Genomic DNA, 17516 nt, shown 5'->3' with positions numbered 1-17516 from the left:
TCAGCGCAGACACGCCGGTTGGGCGCGCTGGCGGACGCCGGACTGGACGCGCGGGCCAGCGTTGACCCGTCACCGGAGACGAAGACGACCTACCTCGCCCTGCTCACCGTCGACGCCGAGCGGACCCTGGTCACGGTGGTTGGCAGCGTCGCCGAACCGGTGTGAGGCAGTTGGAGTACCGTCTGCGGTGGGCACGGGCAGTCGGTTGACCGTGTTGCCCTGCGGACTCGGTTCGGGAGGCGACGGGCGGAGATGGAGACGGTCGGTCGACTGGACCAGATCGCGGACACGGTGCTGACGGTGGAGCGGCTGCCTGGACGCGCTGGACTACGGGTTTCCGGCGAGGTCGACGTGTCGACCTCCGACGAGTGGGCTCAGGTGCTGGCTGCCCTGCGGACCACCGATGCTCCTGGGCGGCTGGACCTGTCCGGCTTGTCGTTCATCGACGTTCGGGGAGTAGCGTCGCTGGTGGAAACCGCTCGGCGGCTGCCGTCCGGGCAGCTGAGCCTGTACCGGCCGCCGATGTGCCTGCGACGCACCCTGGAGGTGGTGTGGACCGATGAGATGGACCACGTCGTGATCGAGGACGAGGAGGCGGAATGAGTACCACCGTCGACGAGGCCTCGGAGTCCCCCAAGTCCTCGGAATCCTCTGCCGATCCGTTCGTGCACCCGGCGTTGTTCTACCGGGGCGAGGCGGAGTACCTGGCAGGCACGGTGCCGTTCGTGCTGGACGGGCTGGCCGCGGGTGAGCCGGTCGCGGTCGCGGTGCCCGCGGGCAACCTGGCGTTGTTGCGTGCCGAGCTGGGCGCGGATGCCGAGCGGGTGCGGTTGCTGGACATGGGCGAGGCGGGCCGCAACCCGGGGCGGATCATCCCGGGCGTGTTGCGGGCGTTCGCCGACGCGCACCGCGGGACGCCGGTGCGGATCATCGGTGAGCCGATCTGGCCGAGTCGTTCTGAGCTGGAGTACCCGGCGTGCGCCCAGCACGAGGCGCTCATCAACCTGGCGTTCACCGGCCGGGACGTGACGATCCTGTGCCCGTACGACGCTGATCGCCTCACCTCGGATGTGCTGGCCGACGCCGAGGCGACCCACCCGGTCGTCATCGACACCACAGGTCACCGGAACAGTCCCGCCTACGCCCCCGACCGGGTCGTCGCCACCTACAACCAGCCCCTGCCCGAGCCGGCCGTGCCGGTCGAGGCCGTCGAGGCCGCCGCCGCCACTGACATCCCCAAGGCCAGGCGCCTTGCCGGTGCGCGGGCCGCAGGCGCCGGACTGCCCGCGTCCCGCGTCGCCGACGTCGAACTGGCCGTGACCGAGCTGCTCACCAACAGCCTCGACCACGGCGGAGGCACCGGCACACTACACATCTGGCTCGACGGCGGTCGCTTCGTGTGCGAGGTCCGCGATCGCGGCACGCTCGCCGACCCGCTGGCCGGACGCCGGCCTGCCCGGCCCGGCCACCCCCGCGGTCGAGGCCTGCTGCTCGTCAACCAGATCGCCGACCTGGTCCGCCTGCACACCGACAGCGGCGGCACGGTCATCCGCACCTACTTCCACATCTGAACCCGCCCGGGGCGGCCGCCGGTGGCGATCTCCGGCGCGATCCCGGGCGGGTCCGACGGCGCCCTCTCTTCGGTCAGGCCAGCTTCGTCCAGCCGGTGGCGCCGGTGCCGCTGGCCTTCCACCACAGTTCCGCGGTGTTCCCGTTCTGCCGCAGGAGTTCTTCGGGCCCTCGATGTAGAAGTCGCTCAGCAGCAGGTCCTGGATCCCCTTCTGGAACGACACCCCGCTCCGGCAGCCGTCCTGCGCCTCGTTGTGCTTGCCGAGCCGCATGACGATGTGCTGGATGGTGGTGTTCCGCAGGAGGGTGGACGTGGTGGCGCCCTCGCCGCCCGCCAGCCTGATCCCGTCGCCGACACACGCGCCGAAGTGGACGTCGCGGATCTCGACGTCGGCTACGTCGGCCTTGACCGCGTTGAGCTCGATCTGGTGGTTCTGCAGACCGGTCTGGTCGATGTTCGTCACGTTCTGCCCGTGCTCGATCGCGAAGTCGCACAACGTGATCCGGGTCGGCCCGTCGGCCACCTGGATGATCTGGCTCAGCCCGCCGCCCTGTGAGCCCGTGAGGACGAGGCGGGTCACGCCCGGCCCCTGCCCGCACAGCACGAGCCCGTGCCGGTCCCCGGCGATGCGGATGGCCGCGAACCGGTGGTCCCCCGAGGCGCCGAGGTCGCGCGCGACGAAGATGTCACCCGCGGGCAACACGAACCGCGTGTCCACCGGGTGCTCCTCGATCGCCCGGTTGATCGCGGCCGCGTTGTCCAGGGCGACCTGCGGCTCGTCCTTGTCGACGATGACGTCGTACGGCGAGGCGCCGAGATCGATGACGGTCATGTTCTTGTCTCCCCAGTCAGATCAGGTCGGCGAGCAGAGCGGCGGCGCGGGCGGCACCGCCGGTCTCGACCGGCCGGTAGCCGACCTCGCGTCCCAGCTCCGCCGCGATCGCGGCGGCGAGGACGTCCGGGTCGCCGAGCTCGTCGTAGGTCGTGCACCGGCCTGCGCCGTAGCGGGCGAGCCGGTGCCGCACATGGAAGTTCTGCTCGAAGTGGTGGCGCAGCGGCACGTAGAGGAACGGCCGCCGGTTCGCGGTCAGCTCCATGGACGTGGTCAGCCCGCCGTGGACCACCGCGACGTCGCACGCGGCGAGCAGCCGGTGCAGGTCCGGGACGTAGCCACGGATCGTCGCGCCGTCGTGCCGGGGCAGGCCATCCGGGTCGACACGTGGCCCGGTCACCACGAGGAACCGCAGCGACGGCACGAGCCGCCGCGTCGTGGGCACCGCGGCGAGCACCCGCCGCAGCAAGGAGTTTCCGACTCCGGAGCCACCCGCGGTGACCACGCACAGCAGCTCGTCCGGTCCCACACCGGCCTGTCTGCGCAGCCGCGCGCGCTCGCGGTCGTCCGGCGGGTCGAACCCCGTGACGTAGCCGCAGAAGTCGAAGTTCTGCTCCGTCCACTCGCGGATCGTGGGCAGGCCGGGACCGAACGTGAGATCGACGACGTCGTCCGGATCGCCGACGAACACCGACCGGTCCCGCACCCGCCGCAGGCGTGCCCGCTGCTCGATCATCTCGGCGTTGTAGTCGGCGATCAGCCGCTCCTCCCGGGCGCCGCCGTCCGGCATCGGCAGCCAGCCGACGAAATCGGTCAGCCACGCGAAGCCGAACCGCTTCAGCTCGGGGTTCTCGTGGAGGAAGTAGTCGACCTCCCAGGCCTCGTCGCCGATCACGAGGTCGTAGCGCTCCGCCTCGACGACCTCGTTGAACACCAGGAAGTTCCGCACCAGCAGGGCATCCATGTCCCGGATCGCCTCGAACACGTGGAGATCGTGCTCCCCTGCCGCACTCTCCACATGGGACGACTCGTTGCCGAGCCACGCGGACGCCGGGTGGATCCGCTCCCCCGCCGCCTCGAGCATCGCGGTGACCGGGTGCTGGGCCAGCCAGTCGATCCGCAGCTCCGGCCGCGACTTCCGCAGCTCGGTGGCGATCGCGTGGTCCCGCCGGGCGTGCCCGAGCCCGATCGGCGAGCTCAGGTACAGCACCCTCGGCGGCCTGCGGGACGACACCGGCCGCGTGCTCTTCTCGACCGGCGGATGGACCCGGTCGACGAACTGCTTGACCAGCAGGTTGACGGCCACCGGGTGCCGTCCGGCCGGTCCGTGCCCCGCGCCGTCGAGCAGCACCAGCGAACCGCCGGTCAGCTCGGCGAGCCGCGCACCGATCGTGTGCGGGCGGATCCGGTCGTCCGTCCCGTGGATCACCAGGACCGGGCACCGCACCCGCGCACAGACCTCCGTCACCGGCACGCGCACCGCGCCGTCGTCACCGAGCCTGCCCGCCGTGGCGTCGGCGAGCGTGGCGGGCTCGATCTCGTGCGCCCACCGCACGCAGTCCTCGATCTGCTTGGTGGAGTGCGGTTCGGGGAACATCCTGGCGAAGAACCACTCGACGAAGTCGTCGTACCCACCGGCGAGCCAGTGGTGCCGGTTGTACTTCGCCCAGCCCTCGGCGGTCGCGTGCCGTTCATGCCACGGGAACTCGTCCCGGTCCTGCTGGACGCCGGGGAACCCGCACGCCGGTGCGATCGCCACCAGGCCCGCGACCCGGTCCGGGTGATCGGCCGCGACGTGCAGCGACCAGGTCACCCCGCTCGACAACCCCACCAGCACGGCACGGTCGGTCGCCGTCGCGTCCAGGACCGCGATCGCGTCCTCGGCGTACTCGCTGTCCGAATAGGACGCCGCGCCGGCAGGCCGGTCCGAAGCGCCGGAGCCGCGGCCGTCGAACGTCACCACCCGGAAATGCCGCGCCAGGTACGGCACCTGTGCCTTCCAGAACCGGGAAGGGACGATCGACCAGGTCGGCATGAGCAGCACCGTCGGCCGGCCGGGGTTCTCGTGGACCTGGTACGCGAGCCGCACCCCGGCCCGCGTCGCGACCCCGGCGGTGCTCATGGCCGGACTTCGAGAACCTGGTGGAACGGCGTCTCCGCGACCTTGGCGAACCGGCTGAACCCGGCCGCGACGGCCACGTCCCGGAGCCGCTTCGGCCCGGCCTGGGTGCCCAGGGCGAGACCGACGTCCTGGGACAGCGATCCGGGCGTGCACAGCAGCGTGGAGAAGCCGTAGTAGGCGCGGCCGACCGGGTTGAGGTTGTCCTCGACCCGGTCACCGGCGAGCGGCTCGACGATCATCCAGGTGCCGTCGGGGGCCAGCGCGTCCCGTACCCGCCGGGCGGCGCCGACCGGGTCACCCATGTCGTGCAGGCAGTCGAACATGGTCACGAGGTCGTAGCCGCTCCCGCTGAACTCGCTCGCCTGCGCCTGCTCGAAGCGGACCGCCGCGCCGAGACCGGCTGCCTGCGCCCGGCTCCTGGCGATCTCGACGGACTCCGGGTGGTAGTCGGACCCGACATATTCCGAGGCGGGGAACGTCTGCGCCATCAGAACCGTCGACGCGCCGTGCCCGCAGCCGACATCGGCGACCTTCGCCCCGGTCCGCAGCTTCGCCACCACCCCGTCCAGCGCGGGCAGCCAGCTGTCGACCAGGTACGCGTGGTAGGACGGCCGGAAGAACCGCTCACAACCGGCATGCACGTCGGCGTGGTGCTCGTGCCACCCGACGCCCGCGCCGTTGCGGGCCGCGTCCAGCACCCGTTCGGCGCCCTGCAGCGTGCCGAGCGCGATCTGGAACATCCCCGGGAGGAACGCGGGGCTGTCCTCGTCGGTGAAGGCCGCCACCTGCTCCGGTGGCAGCGAGTAGCGCCCCGTGCCGGGATCGTAGGCGACGTACTCGCCCGCTGCCTGAGCGCCGAGCCACTCCCGTGCGTACGGCTCCGCGGTGCCGCTGCGCTCGGCCAGCTCCCTGGGGGTGACCGCGTCCGCCGCCATGATGCGGTAGTAGCCGAGCTTGTCGCCCATCACGACGAGTGCGGTGTTCAGCGTGGCCCCGACCTCCTCGACGGCGCGGAAGACGAACCGCATGAGCTTGTCGGGATCCACCTGGGCCTGGGCCGCCGGTTGGGTTGTCGTCATCGCACAAGTCCCTTCTTCGTTCGCGAGGGTTGGAAACTACGAACGAAAGGGAGGTATCCGCATCAGGTGCCCCACCTAGTGTCTCGCGCGTACCTACACTCCGGGGGTGTTGATTGGGCGCGATGCCGAGCGCCGGATGATCGAAGGGCTCGTCGCGGGGGCGCGGAACGGGCAGGGCGGGGTCCTCGTCATCACGGGCGAGCCCGGGATCGGCAAGACCACGTTGCTCGACCACGCGGCCGCGTGCGCCGCGGGGATGAGGGTGCTGCGCGCGGCCGGTAGCGAACCGGAGCGGGAGATCCCGTTCGGCGCTCTGCACCAGGTGCTGCGGCCCACCCTCGACCGGATCGACGAGATCCCGGCGCCGCAGGCGCAGGCGTTGTCGGCCGCGCTCGCGTTGCGGCCGGGCACGACCGGCGACCGGTTCGCCGTCGGGGCGGCCACGTTGAGCCTGCTCTGCCGGTTCGCCGAGGACCAGCCGCTCGCGATCCTCCTCGACGACCTCCCGCTGTTCGACCGGCCGTCGGCCGCGGCGCTGACGTTCACGGCACGCAGGCTCGTCGCCGACCCGATCGTGCTGCTGGCCACCTCGCGGACGTCCGACGCGCCCGACGTCCGCGACCAGCTCCCCCAGTTGCCGCTCGCGGGCATCGACCTGACCGCGGCGGGCGAGCTGGTCTCAAGTCACTCCGCGGTCCCGGTGTCACCCGAACGGGTCGCGCGGTTGCACCGCGCGACCGCGGGGAATCCGCTCGCCCTCGTCGAGTTGGCGGGCGCGGCACCGGACGCCTCCCCCGCGGCACCGCTGCCGGTGCCGGCCGCACTCGCGGACGCGTTCGCCGCCCGCGCGCGGAGTCTCGGCAGGCACGGGCGCGCCGCACTGACCGTCGCCGCCGTCGTGGGCACGGACCTACGGGTGATCAGCCGTGCGTGCCAGCTTCTCGACGTCGGCGTCGAGGCGCTGGGCGAGGCGGAGGACGCCGGGCTGATCAGGATCGGCGACGGCCGGGTCGAGTTCCGCCACCCGCTGGTCCGCGCCGCGGTGTACGGCGACGCGGCGCCGGAGCACCGGCGGACGGTGCACCGGGCGGTCGCCGACGCGCTCGGCCCGCAGGAGCCGGACCGGCACGCGTGGCACCTCGCGGAGGCCGCGATCGGACCCGATCACCGGGTGGCCGAGCTGCTGAGCCGGGCTGCGGCGCGGGCACACGCCAGAAGCGCGCACGACATCGCCGCGGCGGCCTTCGAGCGGGCCGCCCGCCTCTGCCCGGACACCGAAGGGCACGCACGGTTCTGCGTCGCGGCCGCGGAGTCGGCGTGGCTGGCAGGCACCGCGTCCCGCGCCACCGGGCTGCTCGACGAGGCCGGTGAGCTGACCGTGCCGGAGGTCCGGTTGCTGGCACTGGAGCTGCGCGGTGCGATCGCGACACGAACCGGATCGCTCACCGCGTCGCGGGACACGTTGCGGACCGCCGCGGCCGAGACGCCGGACGCGGACGACCGGGTCGTGCTGCTCGCGGACGCCATCAGTGCCTGCTTCTACCTCTGCGACACCGCGACCGCGGTCGGCATCGCCGGGGAGATCGAGGACCTGCTCGCGCGGGTGACGACGCCGAAGGCGCGCGGCCTGGGGCAGATCGCCGCCGGCGCGGCGCTGGTCATGGCCAACCGGGGAGGCGCGGACCAGCTGCGGGCGGCGGTCGAGTCGCTCACGGCATCCGGCGGGCTGCGCGACGACCAGCGCAGGCGGTTCTGGCTGATGACCGGGCCGCTGTACCTGCGGGACTCGACCACCGGTGCCGAGTTGCGGCGGATCGTCCACGAGAGCCGCGCGGACACCGCGGTCGGCTCGCTGCCGTCGCTGCTGTTCCACGTCGCGCGGGACGAGGCCACCACCAACCAGTGGGTGCGTGCCGCGGCCACCTACGACGAGGCGATCCGGCTGGCACGGGAGACCGGGCAGAACACGGAGCTGGCGATGTCGCTCGCCGGGCTCGCGTGGCTCCGGGCGCGGCTGGGCCACGAGCCGCAGTGCCGCACGCTCGTCGCGGAGGCGTTGCCGATCTGCCGCGCCCGCGAGATCCACATCGGCCGGATCTGGTCGCTGTTCGCGTTGGGCGAGCTGGAGTTGGGACTCGGCGACCCACGCAAGGCCCTCACGCACCTCGACGAGCTCGATGCGCTTCTCGGCACGCTCGGAGTGACCGACCCGGACCTGTCACCGGCCCCGGAACGTGCGGACGCCTTGCTACGGCTGGGAATGCGCGCCAAAGCCGAGCCGATCGCGCACCACTACCGAGCCGCCGCGGCGACCAAGGACCAGCCGTGGGCACTGGCTCGCGCCGAACGCACGCTGGGCATGCTCGGCGCGGAGGCCGACCTCGACACGCATTTCACGAGAGCCCTCGAGTTCCACGCGAGGACACTGGACGACTTCGAGACCGCGCGTACCAGGCTGGCCTACGGCACCCGGCTGCGCCGGGCCCGCAGGAGGATCGCGGCCCGGCCCCAGTTGCGCGTCGCACTGGCGACGTTCGAGGAACTGGGTGCCACACCATGGGCGGACCGAGCCGCCACCGAACTGGCCGCAACCGGCGAAACAGTCCGGCGACGCGCACCGAGCGGCGCGCAAACCCTGACCCCACAGGAACTTCAGGTCGCGCTGCTGCTGTCGGAGGGCAGGACCACCAGGGAGGTGGCCGCAGCGCTGTTCCTGAGCCCGAAGACCGTCGAATACCACCTGCGCAAGGTCTATGCCAAGCTCGGCGTCAGATCACGAGCGGAGCTGGCGACCCACCTGCCGGAACAGGGTTGACCGCCTACTGGCCACACCAGTCTGGAACCACGCCGGTGCGCGCCAGGTCGGACCCTTCGTGACACTGCCCGCCATCCCGTCCCTGGGATGGCGGGCAGTCGCCCTCGGCGGACGCCTAACCGAGCAGGCCGCCGACGAGCGGAAGGCCGTCGGTCAGGCCACCGGCACCACTTCCACCAAGCAGGCCGCCGACAAGCGGAAGGCCGTCGGTCAGGCCACCGGCACCACTTCCACCAAGCAGGCCGCCGACGAGCGGAAGGTCGCTGGTCGCGCGCGAGTCGGCACTGCTCGCGATGGGGGCGTTGCCGGACAGCTCCGCGCTGGCGAAAGCGGGGGTGGCGAGCACCCCAAGAAAAGCCAGTGCCGCCGCGGCGACAGTCATGCGAGTGCGAGTCATGTGTACTTTGCCTTTCCTGGTTGGGAAGCGCACACTTCAGCAGTTCCCAACCGGCGAATCAAGATCAACTACAGTTGTGGCCGCAAGACGACCCGATCGTGTCGCGGCTACTGCGAACTCCACCGATCAGCTGATGTTCGCCACCGAGCCGCGCCGGGTCCTGCTCGAGATCGGGCGGCTCGGTCAGTCGCCGGTCCTCGGCTCCGGCGTCGGCGCGTCCGGGACGCTGACCGGGCGGCGCAGGTGCTGTTGCTGGTGCGCGGGGAACATCGCGACGAAGAACTCCGACCAGCCGCCCATCCTGGCGCGCACCAGGTCGTAGCGCTCCGGGTCACGGCACGCACCGTCGAAGGTCTCCCGGTCGGCACAGGTGACGGTCAGCAGGTTCGAGCCGACGCCCGAGGCGAAGGCCCTGATCACCTCGGACAGTGCGTCGGCCGGGAAGTCCTCGCCGATGTTGTAGTCGGTCGGTGCCACGTTCCACATGGCGGCGGTGCCGTCGCCGGTGAACCCGGCGAGCGTCGTGAGCATCGGCTCCTCCCGCCCGGCCACCGGCTGGTCGGCATACCCCGGGGCGGGGCTGAGGTCCGACGCGAGTGGCTGCCCGCTGCGCCTGCCGTCGGCCGACGCGCCGCACATCGCGCCGAACTCGAGGTAGCTCTCGAACGTGCCGGTGCCCGGCTGGATCTGCAGGCCGAACGGGTGCTCGGCCGTGCCGTACCGCTGCGCGAGCGACACCATCTTCCGTGCGGTCGGTTCGACCGGGTCGGTGTAGACCGACACCGCCGCTGCCGCGACGCGGGACAGCAGCGCGTCGCCGAACCGGTCGACTTCGACGTCGCCCCGGCCGTACTTGGGCAGGCTCATCGCCACCGCGCGCAGCCGCCGGAACCGGTCGGCCCTGGCCGCGATCCTGGCCGGACCGGCCAGCGTGCTCACGAACGGTTCGGTCATCGACTCGCCCCAGTCGCAAATGAGTGCCTCGGCCAGCTCGGGCAGCGAGGTCACCGCCGTGCGGGGGTCGAACACCATGTGGCGGATGGCCCACAGCGAGTCGATCGTGTTGGCGAGCGCGGTGAAGCACGGGCCGACCACGTTGTACCGCGCGCCGCCCGCGTAGTAGTCCATGCCCTTGTCGACGCAGTCGTCGATGAAACACGACAGCAGCGGCGACGGGCACACGGCGCTCATCTGCCCGAACACGCCGAGCAGCTGGTCGGTCTGCCGCGCGTACATCCACCGCAGGTGCCCGATGAACAGCTCCTCCAGCCGCGCGTAGGTGGTGATCTGCGCCGGGTCCTCGGACATGAACGAGACCTTCTGACCCCGGAAGTACATGGGGCCCGCCGTCGCCCACGACTTGCCGCGGTTGAGCGCGGCCTCCAGGGCCTGGAGGGTGATTACGCCACCGAGGGTGAACCAGTTCCGCCCGGTGAACTGCGGCTCGTAGCAGCCGTCGCAGGCGTAGTCGCGGGCGGCGACGATGTCGACCTTGCTGCGCCAGCGCGCACCGGCCTTGTCCGCGACCTGTGCCCCCGCGCCGATCCGTTCCCCGCTGTCCATCAGACCGGGGATCACCTTGTCGTCGTTGAGCAGGATGGGGTGCGCGCCACCGGACAGCAGCGCGAGTGCCGCCTCCTCGGCGTAGTTCACCGGCATGTCCGGCCGGGTGCGCAGCGAAAGGCACGGGGCGTTGAGCGGCAGCCGTCGCGCCGCGCGCAGGCACAGCAGGGTGATGTCGTTGTACGCGGGTGCACCGGCACCCGGGCTGTCGTCTGCGACGGTGCCGCCGACGGTGACCTGCTGGATCCACTGGTTGTTCGACCCGCCCTGCGGGTAGTTGCCGCTCATCCCGCCCATGGCCAGGTTGCCCCAGGGCTGGTGGTCATCGAGGAACAACCGGTTTGGCTGCACCTTCTCGCCCAGCTTGATCCAGAAACAGTCGATGATCTCCTGCGCCCGGTCCCGGTCGAGGGTCCCCGCGTCCACCTCGGACCGGTAGAACGGGTACAGCAGCTGGTCGAGGCGGCCGACCGCGGTGGGTTCGCCGACCAGGTGCAGGCACGAGTGCAGGGTGAACACGAGCTGGGCGGCCTCGAGCATCGAGGCGGGCCGCTCGGTCGCCAGCCGGTCCATCCGGTCCGCGATGGCGAGCAGGTTGTCGGTCTCGGTCTGTCCCGGCCGGTCCGCGAGTTCCCTGGCGAGCCGCGCGTAGGACCGGCAGTACTCGGCCACCCCCTCCAGCGCCAGCAGCACACCCCGCAGGAACGATGCCTTCTCCTCCTCTGCCGGCCCGCACGCGTTCAGCCGCGACGACACCCACTCGGCAAGTCCCCCGATGCCCAGCTCCAGCGCACGCTGGAAGCCGGGCACGACGTGACCGACGCCCGAGGACGAGCTCAGCCCGAGGATGAAGTTGGGCAGCTGCTCGTCCTCCCGCGCGTAGTCGATGACGTACCGGCCCTGGCCGAGGCTCAGGTTCGGCATCGCGCCGACGATCAGCTCCTGGGGGCTGATCCGGTAGGTGTCCGCGCCGTTGACCCAGTTGCCGTCCTGGTCGCGCCGCCTGCCCCGGAACCCGTAGTCCGTCCCGGCGAACACCTCACCGAGACCGACCTTGATCGCCCAGCCCATCCGTTCCGCCACGGGCAGCGCCATGATCCGTTCGACCTCGGCGTCCGGGTCGCCGTCGGCGAACCTGTTCCGCAGGTAGTGCTCGAGGTGGTGCGGCTCCTGCTGGCGGTGGTCGAAGTACCAGTTGTCCTGCCAGCGCGAGAACGTGGTGGCCAGCAACTCCAGCACACGGCGCGACGGCGGCAGGTACTTGTCCCGGTCCGGGCCGGTCATCGTGGCCATCCGGAACAGGTAGTCCTTGTGGTTGTAGTACATGTAGCCGTTGGCCGACCGCTGGTTGAAGTGCCGGTCGAGCCTGCGCCAGTCCACCCCGGGGAAACGCTTCCAGTCGGTCTCGTCCAGGTCGGCGATCTCCAGTGGGTCGAGCCCCAGCTCGTCCTGGCTCGGCACGTAGTAGAAGCCACCGAGATCGGAGTGCACGTTGGCGAGCAGCCGGTCGGCCATGTACCCCGGCTCGCCCCCGATCTGCTGGTTCATGATGGTTTCCAGCACGTGTGTGCTGCGGCTGAACGCCGCGAAGTACACCCCGGCCTCGTCGCGCAGGCTCGCGCCCTTCTCCCGCATCGCGTCGTCGGTCACCGCCCGGGACTGCCCGAACGGCAGGCTCAGCCGCAGCACCGGAGTCGAGTCGCCCTGCTCGTCCTGTACCCGGGCCCGTTTGATGTGACTCCGGTCCTCTTTGGACGGGATGAAGGTGTCCGAGGTGGTGCGGCCGACCATGTCCTCGATGCCCTGGGGCGGGTGGTCGAGCACCCGCTCCCAGTTGATCGTGAACCGCTGCGCGAGCGCGAACGACCCACCGAGGTGGGCCGGGTCCTCCTCGCCGACGATCACGTGCCTGCGCAGCGTCACCGGATCCGTCGGGTTGTTGAGGTTCTCGGAGAACCGGCTGCCGACGACCTTGCCGCCGCGCCCGTCGGGGCGCAGCGACTTGGTGGCCGCCTCCTGGTACACGGTGCGCCGCGCGTCGACGCACCCTTCCCGTTCGAGCAGTTCGGCCAGGTGGTCGAACACCGCGCGGCAGTGCTTCGCCACGTCGGACTTGATGTGGAACCACAGGTCGGCCCCGGAGTCGGTGAACGTGCCGGAGGAGCGCTCGAACACCGTCGAGACCTCCGGCTCGCCGGAGGACGGGAACAACACCCGCATCCCGGCGGGCAACGCGGACCCGTCCTCCGCGCACCAGTGCACCCACCGCCGGAACCCGACACCCGCGACCGCCGTGGTGTTGGAGCTGCCGTGCTGTTCGTGGATGCGCAGGCGTAGCCGCGCCACCGTTCGCCGCAGCACGGCGCGGGTCAGCGGCCTGCCGCTCTCGTCCGCCCAGAACGTGGCGAACAGCGCGTGTGGCGCCGGGTAGACCAGCCCCCGCTGCACGTGCGACCAGATGTCGTGGCTCTGTTCGTCGGCCGCGGCGACCGTCTGTTCCCGCAGCACGGATTCCGTCATGACACACGCTCCTGGTTCAGTGACAGGTCGACAGCACACGCGCGACGGACCTCCTGCACCGTCGCGGGCGCGTCCATCCGGAACAGACCGTCGAGACCGCGTTCGAGCCGCGAGGCCCGCACCGCGTCCTTGACCGCGAGGAACACACTGGTCGCGAGGACCAGCGGCGGTTCGCCGACCTCCTTGGCGGACAACACGTTCGCCGGGTTCTCCGGCACGTCGGCCGCGAGGTCGCGCGGGAACAGGTGGGTGTTGAACTCCAGTGGGATCGTGGTCACCGCGGGCGGCTTGTACCGCCAGGTGTTGACCGTGTTGAGCCGGCCTTCGCCTGGCGTGCCCGCAGGCTGGAACACGAGGTCCTCGGTCAGCACGTAGCCGATGCCCTGCACGAACGCGCCCTCCACCTGGCCGATGTCCAGCGCGGGGTTGAGGCTCCAGCCGATGTCGTAGGCGATGTCGGCGCTGAGCACCTTCACTTCGCCGGTGAGGATGTCGACCTCGACCGTGGCGCACGCGGCGGAGTAGGTGAAATCGCAGAACTGGTCGACCGCCCCGCCCGGCCGTGCCGTGCGATCGACCTCGACGCCCGGGATGTCGTGCTGCTCGGCCATCGGCTTGTAGGTCAGGGCGGGCACCGGGTCCTCGCCCCCGGTCATGGGGACGGTGCCCGACACGACCAGGTCGACGCGCTGCTGGTAGGCGACCTGGACGAGGTTCTGCCAGATCAACCGGGTGGTGTTGGTGACCGGGTTGGTCAACGGCGTGGCCCAGCCCTGCTTGCCGTAGTTCCAGAAGTCGATCTGGTTGGCACAGCACCAGTCCGGACCGTTCTCCTCCAGCATCCGGTAGCCGAACTCGACGAGCCGCCCGCGCAGCCGTTCACACGCCTGCTTGACCGCCTCGGCGCTGTAGGACGTGCCGGTGGAGGCGCCCGTGCTGGTCGGGTTCGGGACCACCCCGGTGTTCGGCAGCTCGATCCGCAGCAGGTCGAACGGCACGTTCAGCACGTAGGAGGCGACCTGCTCGACCCGGGTGGTGAGGCCCTGCCCCATCTCGACGCCGCCCTGGTGGATCACCACGCTGCCGTCACCCGCGTACACCGCGACGTGCACGGCCGCCTGTTCGAGCTGGACCAGGTTGTAGCCGGAGCCGTACTTCACCGGCATCATCGCGATGCCCTGCTTGCGCCACCGGTTCTCCCGGTTGAACGTGGCGACCCGCGCCCTGCGCTCGTCGTAGCGGCTCTTCTCCCGCAGGTACGACCAGACCTCACGCATGTAGCAGTAGGTCAGGCTCTGCCCGAACGGAGTGACGTCCCCGCGCTTGTACAGGTTCTTCTCCCGCACGTCGACCGGGTCGAGACCGGCGGCGAACGCCGCGTCGTCGATCGCGTTCTCGGTGATCAGCTTGCCCTGGACGTCACCGAACGAGCGGAACGCGGTGCTCGGCGCCTTGTTGGTGCGGCAGACGTCGATCTGGTTGCGGAAGTTGGCGACCTGGTAGGCGTTGTCCGCCCGCAGCTGCAGGCAGTTGGTGACGATGAACGAGCAGTCGTAGAAGGCGCCGCCGTCGGCCCACATCGCCGTGTCCAGTCCGTGCAGCAGACCGGTCCGGTCGATCGCGACCTGGTACCGGCCGTACACGGCGTGCCGCTTGCCGATCATCGCGGTGTCGGCGTCGCGGGGCAACACCAGGCGCACCGGGCGGTCCAGCGCGTTCGCGGCCACCAGCGCGGGCCCCACCACGAACCGCGCCTGTTCGGTCTTGCCGCCGTACCCGCCGCCGACCTGCGGCACGTCGACCTCGACGCGGTGGTACTCGACACCGAGCGCCATCGCGGCGGTCTGGTGCATCTCCATCGGGCTCTGCGTGGAGGGGACGACCCGCCACCGGTCGCCGTCCATCGGCTCGACCACGCACGCCTGCGTCTCCAGGTAGAAGTGTGCCTGGCCGCCGGTGCTCTGGGTGTTGCCGACCACGACGCACTCGATGCCGTCGACTGTCACCGAGCGAACGGTCACCGCGCGGTCCAGCGGGTCGTCGAGCTCGGACCAGGACAGGTCGGAGTCGGGCCGGGTGATCCGCCAGATGTGCGAGTTGAAGCTCGCGGACTTCGGGTAGTCGGGGAAGACGCTGCCCAGCTCGATGGCCTGTTCGATGCTCAGCACCGGGTCACGCCATTCCGGTGGCCAGTCGTCGACGGCGGCGTAGCCGACGCAGCGTTCGGTGACGTACGCGGCGATGTCGTGTGCCTGCTGCTCGGTCTCGGCGACCACGAGCGCGATGGCCTGGCCGACGTAGCTGACCCGGCGCTGGGCCAACAGCGGCTGGTCACCGCCCATGCCCTGCAGGTTGATGCCGTGGTCGGGCAGCTCCTCGTGGCCGACCAGCGCGACGAACCCCGGCCGGTGCGCGGTCAGGAACTCGGCGAGCACGGCGCGGTCGACCGGGTCTTCGGAGTGCGGCAGCCGGAAGTGGTAGTCCGCGAGCGGCATCCGGCTCTGCACGAACGCCGCGTTGACCGCGCGAGGCGACACCGGGGTCTCATGGGTGTACGTCACCTTGCCGGTCGCCTGGTAGAACGCCATCAATTTGATGTAGGGCTGGGAGACCGGTGCTTTCCAGTCCTGGATCACGTAGCTCTGGCGGCCGCCCGACAGTGGCCAGCGCCCCCACGTGCTCACACCCGCCGACCAGTCCCGGGGTGGCACCGACTCCGGCGAGAACGCGACCAGCGCGTTGACGATCGCCTTGTAGAGGAAGGAGACCGCGAGGTCGACGCGGTAGGTGTCGGTGATGCCCTCCCACGGCACCGAAGCCATCCGGTCGCGCCAGCGGGACAGCTCGGCGCGCACTTCGTCGCGGAGCGTCGCCGCGAGGAGCGGGAAGTCGTCGAGGGACAGCGGCCCGGACCGCAGTCGCTCCTCGGTGGCCTCGGCGTGCCACGGGACGGGCGCGATGCCGCCGAACACGACCGTCGCCGCCTCGACGACGGTGCCGTCCAGGCGCAGTGCGGTGGTGACGTTGACCAGGGAGTGTGCGTTCACGTCACGCAGCGCGACCTTCTGCGCGAAGACCGCCTCGTCATCGTCCGCGACGAGCGGCAGGTGGTAACGCAGGATCACCAGACCGCGCAGGCAGGCCGGGTCGGCGAGCACCTCACCGACCAGCTCGGCCAGCGGCAGCCTGCGTGGCTCGCCGTCGGTCAGCGCCTGCCACACCGTGACCTCCGCGCCGACCGCGACGAGCGTGGTGAGCAGGTCGGAGGGGAACGGCTCACCGTCCTCGACGTGCGCCAGCACCAGCATCGTGTTGCCTGCGAGCGTGGCCGCGTTGCGCACGATCGTGCCCGCGGTGCGGCGGGACATCAGCCACATGGCGCCGACGGCGGTGTTCTCGGCCAGGTCCCGGTCCGAGCGGACCCGGTCGAGCAGCTCGATCAGCTCGCTGTACGTGGTGGCGGCACCGACGTCGGCCCACTGTTCGCCCACCGTGTGCCCGAGCAGCTCCGGGACGAGCTGGATGTCGATCAGCACTTCGGCGGCACGGACCTCGTCGGGGTACACGCCGTAGGAGGTGTTGCCGTTGACCATCCTGGTCGGCATGTCGTCGAACTCCCGCAGGAGCGCACCCAGCTCGGCCAACGTCGCCGGGCGAACCCACACCCGGCCGCCCGAGACGAGCCGGTGCGGTCCCGGCGCGGGACCGTCGTCCGGCGGCAGCGGGATCCGCGCACCGGCGGCGGGTGTCATGGCCGACAACGCCTCCTCGGTGAGGCACTTCATCCGGTGCTCCTCGTCCACCGGTGTCCAGTCGTCGGCGAAGGTCTCCAGCCCGGTCAGGATCGGCCGGTATCCGGTGCACCGGCACAGGTTGCCGTCGAAGGCGTCCTCGATCTGGCGCTTGGTCGGGCTCGGCTGCCGGTCGAGCAGGGCGCACATGTTCATCACGAAGCCCGTGGTGCAGTAGCCGCACTGGGTGCCGTTGTTGGCAGCGAGCCGGTACGCGACCGGGTTCATGCCGGTCAGCTCGCCTTCCGGCGACACGTCGTCGAGTGCGCGCGCCGTGGCGGTGCGTGCCTCGGCACGGCTCTGGCTCGCGGCCTTCGCGGCGTCCGCCTCGCGGCTGGTGACGTACACGGCGGGTGCTGCGGTGCGCGAGTACGCCAGCTGGTGGGCGAGGTGCTCGGGTGCCGGCCGCACGGTCTCGCCGGTGCCCTCGATCGTGGTCAGCGCCAGCCCGTCGAGTGAGCACACCGGCCGCAGGCAGGAGTTGATCGAGCGGTGGGTGAACTCGCCCGTGCCGGCGTCGCGCGTGGACAGGATGACGGTGCACGCACCGCAGCCGCCCTGACCGCATCCCTTCTTGGCGCCGGTCAACCCCACGTCGGGCGATCTGAGGTAGTCGATGAGGAGCAGATCAGGCGCCGGGTTCTCCAGCGTCACCCGCTCGCCGTTCAGGTAAAAGGAAACGGTGTCGGTCACGACACCTCAAACTAATCCGGCGAGGTGCTTTGTCCACCACCGTGCAAACCCTGCGACGGGCGGCCGAAGCAGACCGTGACAACACGATGTCCATCTGCGGCAGGGACACCACCCGAAGATGTGAACTTGTTACT

At 70.8% G+C, this 17516-nt stretch carries 9 protein-coding genes; 4 read left to right on the top strand and 5 right to left on the bottom strand.

Translation table 11 applies throughout. The annotated features are described in order from the left end of the window. The first annotated feature begins 18 nt into the window (after nt 1–18). From FHR82_RS42120 to FHR82_RS42110, 3 genes are all read left to right on the top strand, one after another. On the top strand, nt 19–165 hold the full coding sequence (locus tag FHR82_RS42120; RefSeq protein ID WP_184816302.1) for a hypothetical protein: 147 nt from the start codon (nt 19–21) through the stop codon (nt 163–165). An 87-nt stretch (nt 166–252) separates the two neighbouring features. Beyond that, nucleotides 253–603: an STAS domain-containing protein gene (locus tag FHR82_RS42115; RefSeq protein WP_184816301.1), complete on the top strand. Its 351-nt coding sequence runs from the start codon at nt 253–255 to the stop codon at nt 601–603. Then, nucleotides 600–1571, top strand: coding sequence for an anti-sigma factor RsbA family regulatory protein (locus tag FHR82_RS42110; RefSeq protein ID WP_184816300.1), 972 nt, complete (start codon nt 600–602; stop codon nt 1569–1571). Before FHR82_RS42115 ends, FHR82_RS42110 begins: the two co-directional genes overlap by 4 nt. An 847-nt stretch (nt 1572–2418) precedes the next feature. Here FHR82_RS42110 and FHR82_RS42105 read toward each other — a convergent pair. Further along, nucleotides 2419–4524 (bottom strand): alpha/beta hydrolase, encoded by a 2106-nt coding sequence (locus FHR82_RS42105; RefSeq protein WP_184816299.1) that lies wholly within the window; start codon nt 4522–4524, stop codon nt 2419–2421. Then, a complete protein-coding gene (locus FHR82_RS42100; protein WP_184816298.1) occupies nt 4521–5603 on the bottom strand; it encodes a class I SAM-dependent methyltransferase in 1083 nt (360 codons plus the stop codon). Before FHR82_RS42100 ends, FHR82_RS42105 begins: the two co-directional genes overlap by 4 nt. Before the next feature lie 106 nt (nt 5604–5709). Here FHR82_RS42100 and FHR82_RS42095 point away from each other — a divergent pair, with 106 nt between their 5' ends. After that, entirely contained in the window at nt 5710–8418 is a 2709-nt protein-coding gene (locus FHR82_RS42095; RefSeq protein WP_184816297.1) for a helix-turn-helix transcriptional regulator, read from the top strand. 115 nt (nt 8419–8533) lie between these two features. Here FHR82_RS42095 and FHR82_RS42090 read toward each other — a convergent pair whose 3' ends face one another. The 3 genes from FHR82_RS42090 to FHR82_RS42080 all read right to left on the bottom strand — a co-directional run bounded on the left by FHR82_RS42090 (nt 8534) and on the right by FHR82_RS42080 (nt 17382). Next, nucleotides 8534–8800: a hypothetical protein gene (locus tag FHR82_RS42090; protein ID WP_184816296.1), complete on the bottom strand. Its 267-nt coding sequence runs from the start codon at nt 8798–8800 to the stop codon at nt 8534–8536. Between the two features lie 198 nt (nt 8801–8998). After that, nucleotides 8999–12898 (bottom strand): Dyp-type peroxidase, encoded by a 3900-nt coding sequence (locus FHR82_RS42085; protein WP_184816295.1) that lies wholly within the window; start codon nt 12896–12898, stop codon nt 8999–9001. After that, on the bottom strand, nt 12895–17382 hold the full coding sequence (locus tag FHR82_RS42080; protein ID WP_184816294.1) for a molybdopterin cofactor-binding domain-containing protein: 4488 nt from the start codon (nt 17380–17382) through the stop codon (nt 12895–12897). Before FHR82_RS42080 ends, FHR82_RS42085 begins: the two co-directional genes overlap by 4 nt. Nucleotides 17383–17516: the final 134 nt, after the last annotated feature.

Source organism: Actinophytocola algeriensis (assembly GCF_014203735.1).
Taxonomy (GTDB): Bacteria; Actinomycetota; Actinomycetes; order Mycobacteriales; family Pseudonocardiaceae; genus Actinophytocola; species Actinophytocola algeriensis.
Note: the sequence above shows the minus strand (reverse complement) of the source record. Positions and strands in the feature narration are given on the sequence as shown.

Bases quoted from the DNA above. Each gene is read 5' to 3' on its own strand.
- FHR82_RS42100 (WP_184816298.1), bottom strand. From the start codon at position 5,603: ATGACGACAACCCAACCGGCGGCCCAGGCCCAGGTGGATCCCGACAAG.
- FHR82_RS42085 (WP_184816295.1), bottom strand. From the start codon at position 12,898: ATGACGGAATCCGTGCTGCGGGAACAGACGGTCGCCGCGGCCGACGAA.
- FHR82_RS42115 (WP_184816301.1), top strand. From the start codon at position 253: ATGGAGACGGTCGGTCGACTGGACCAGATCGCGGACACGGTGCTGACG.
- FHR82_RS42105 (WP_184816299.1), bottom strand. From the start codon at position 4,524: ATGAGCACCGCCGGGGTCGCGACGCGGGCCGGGGTGCGGCTCGCGTAC.
- FHR82_RS42090 (WP_184816296.1), bottom strand. From the start codon at position 8,800: ATGACTGTCGCCGCGGCGGCACTGGCTTTTCTTGGGGTGCTCGCCACC.
- FHR82_RS42110 (WP_184816300.1), top strand. From the start codon at position 600: ATGAGTACCACCGTCGACGAGGCCTCGGAGTCCCCCAAGTCCTCGGAA.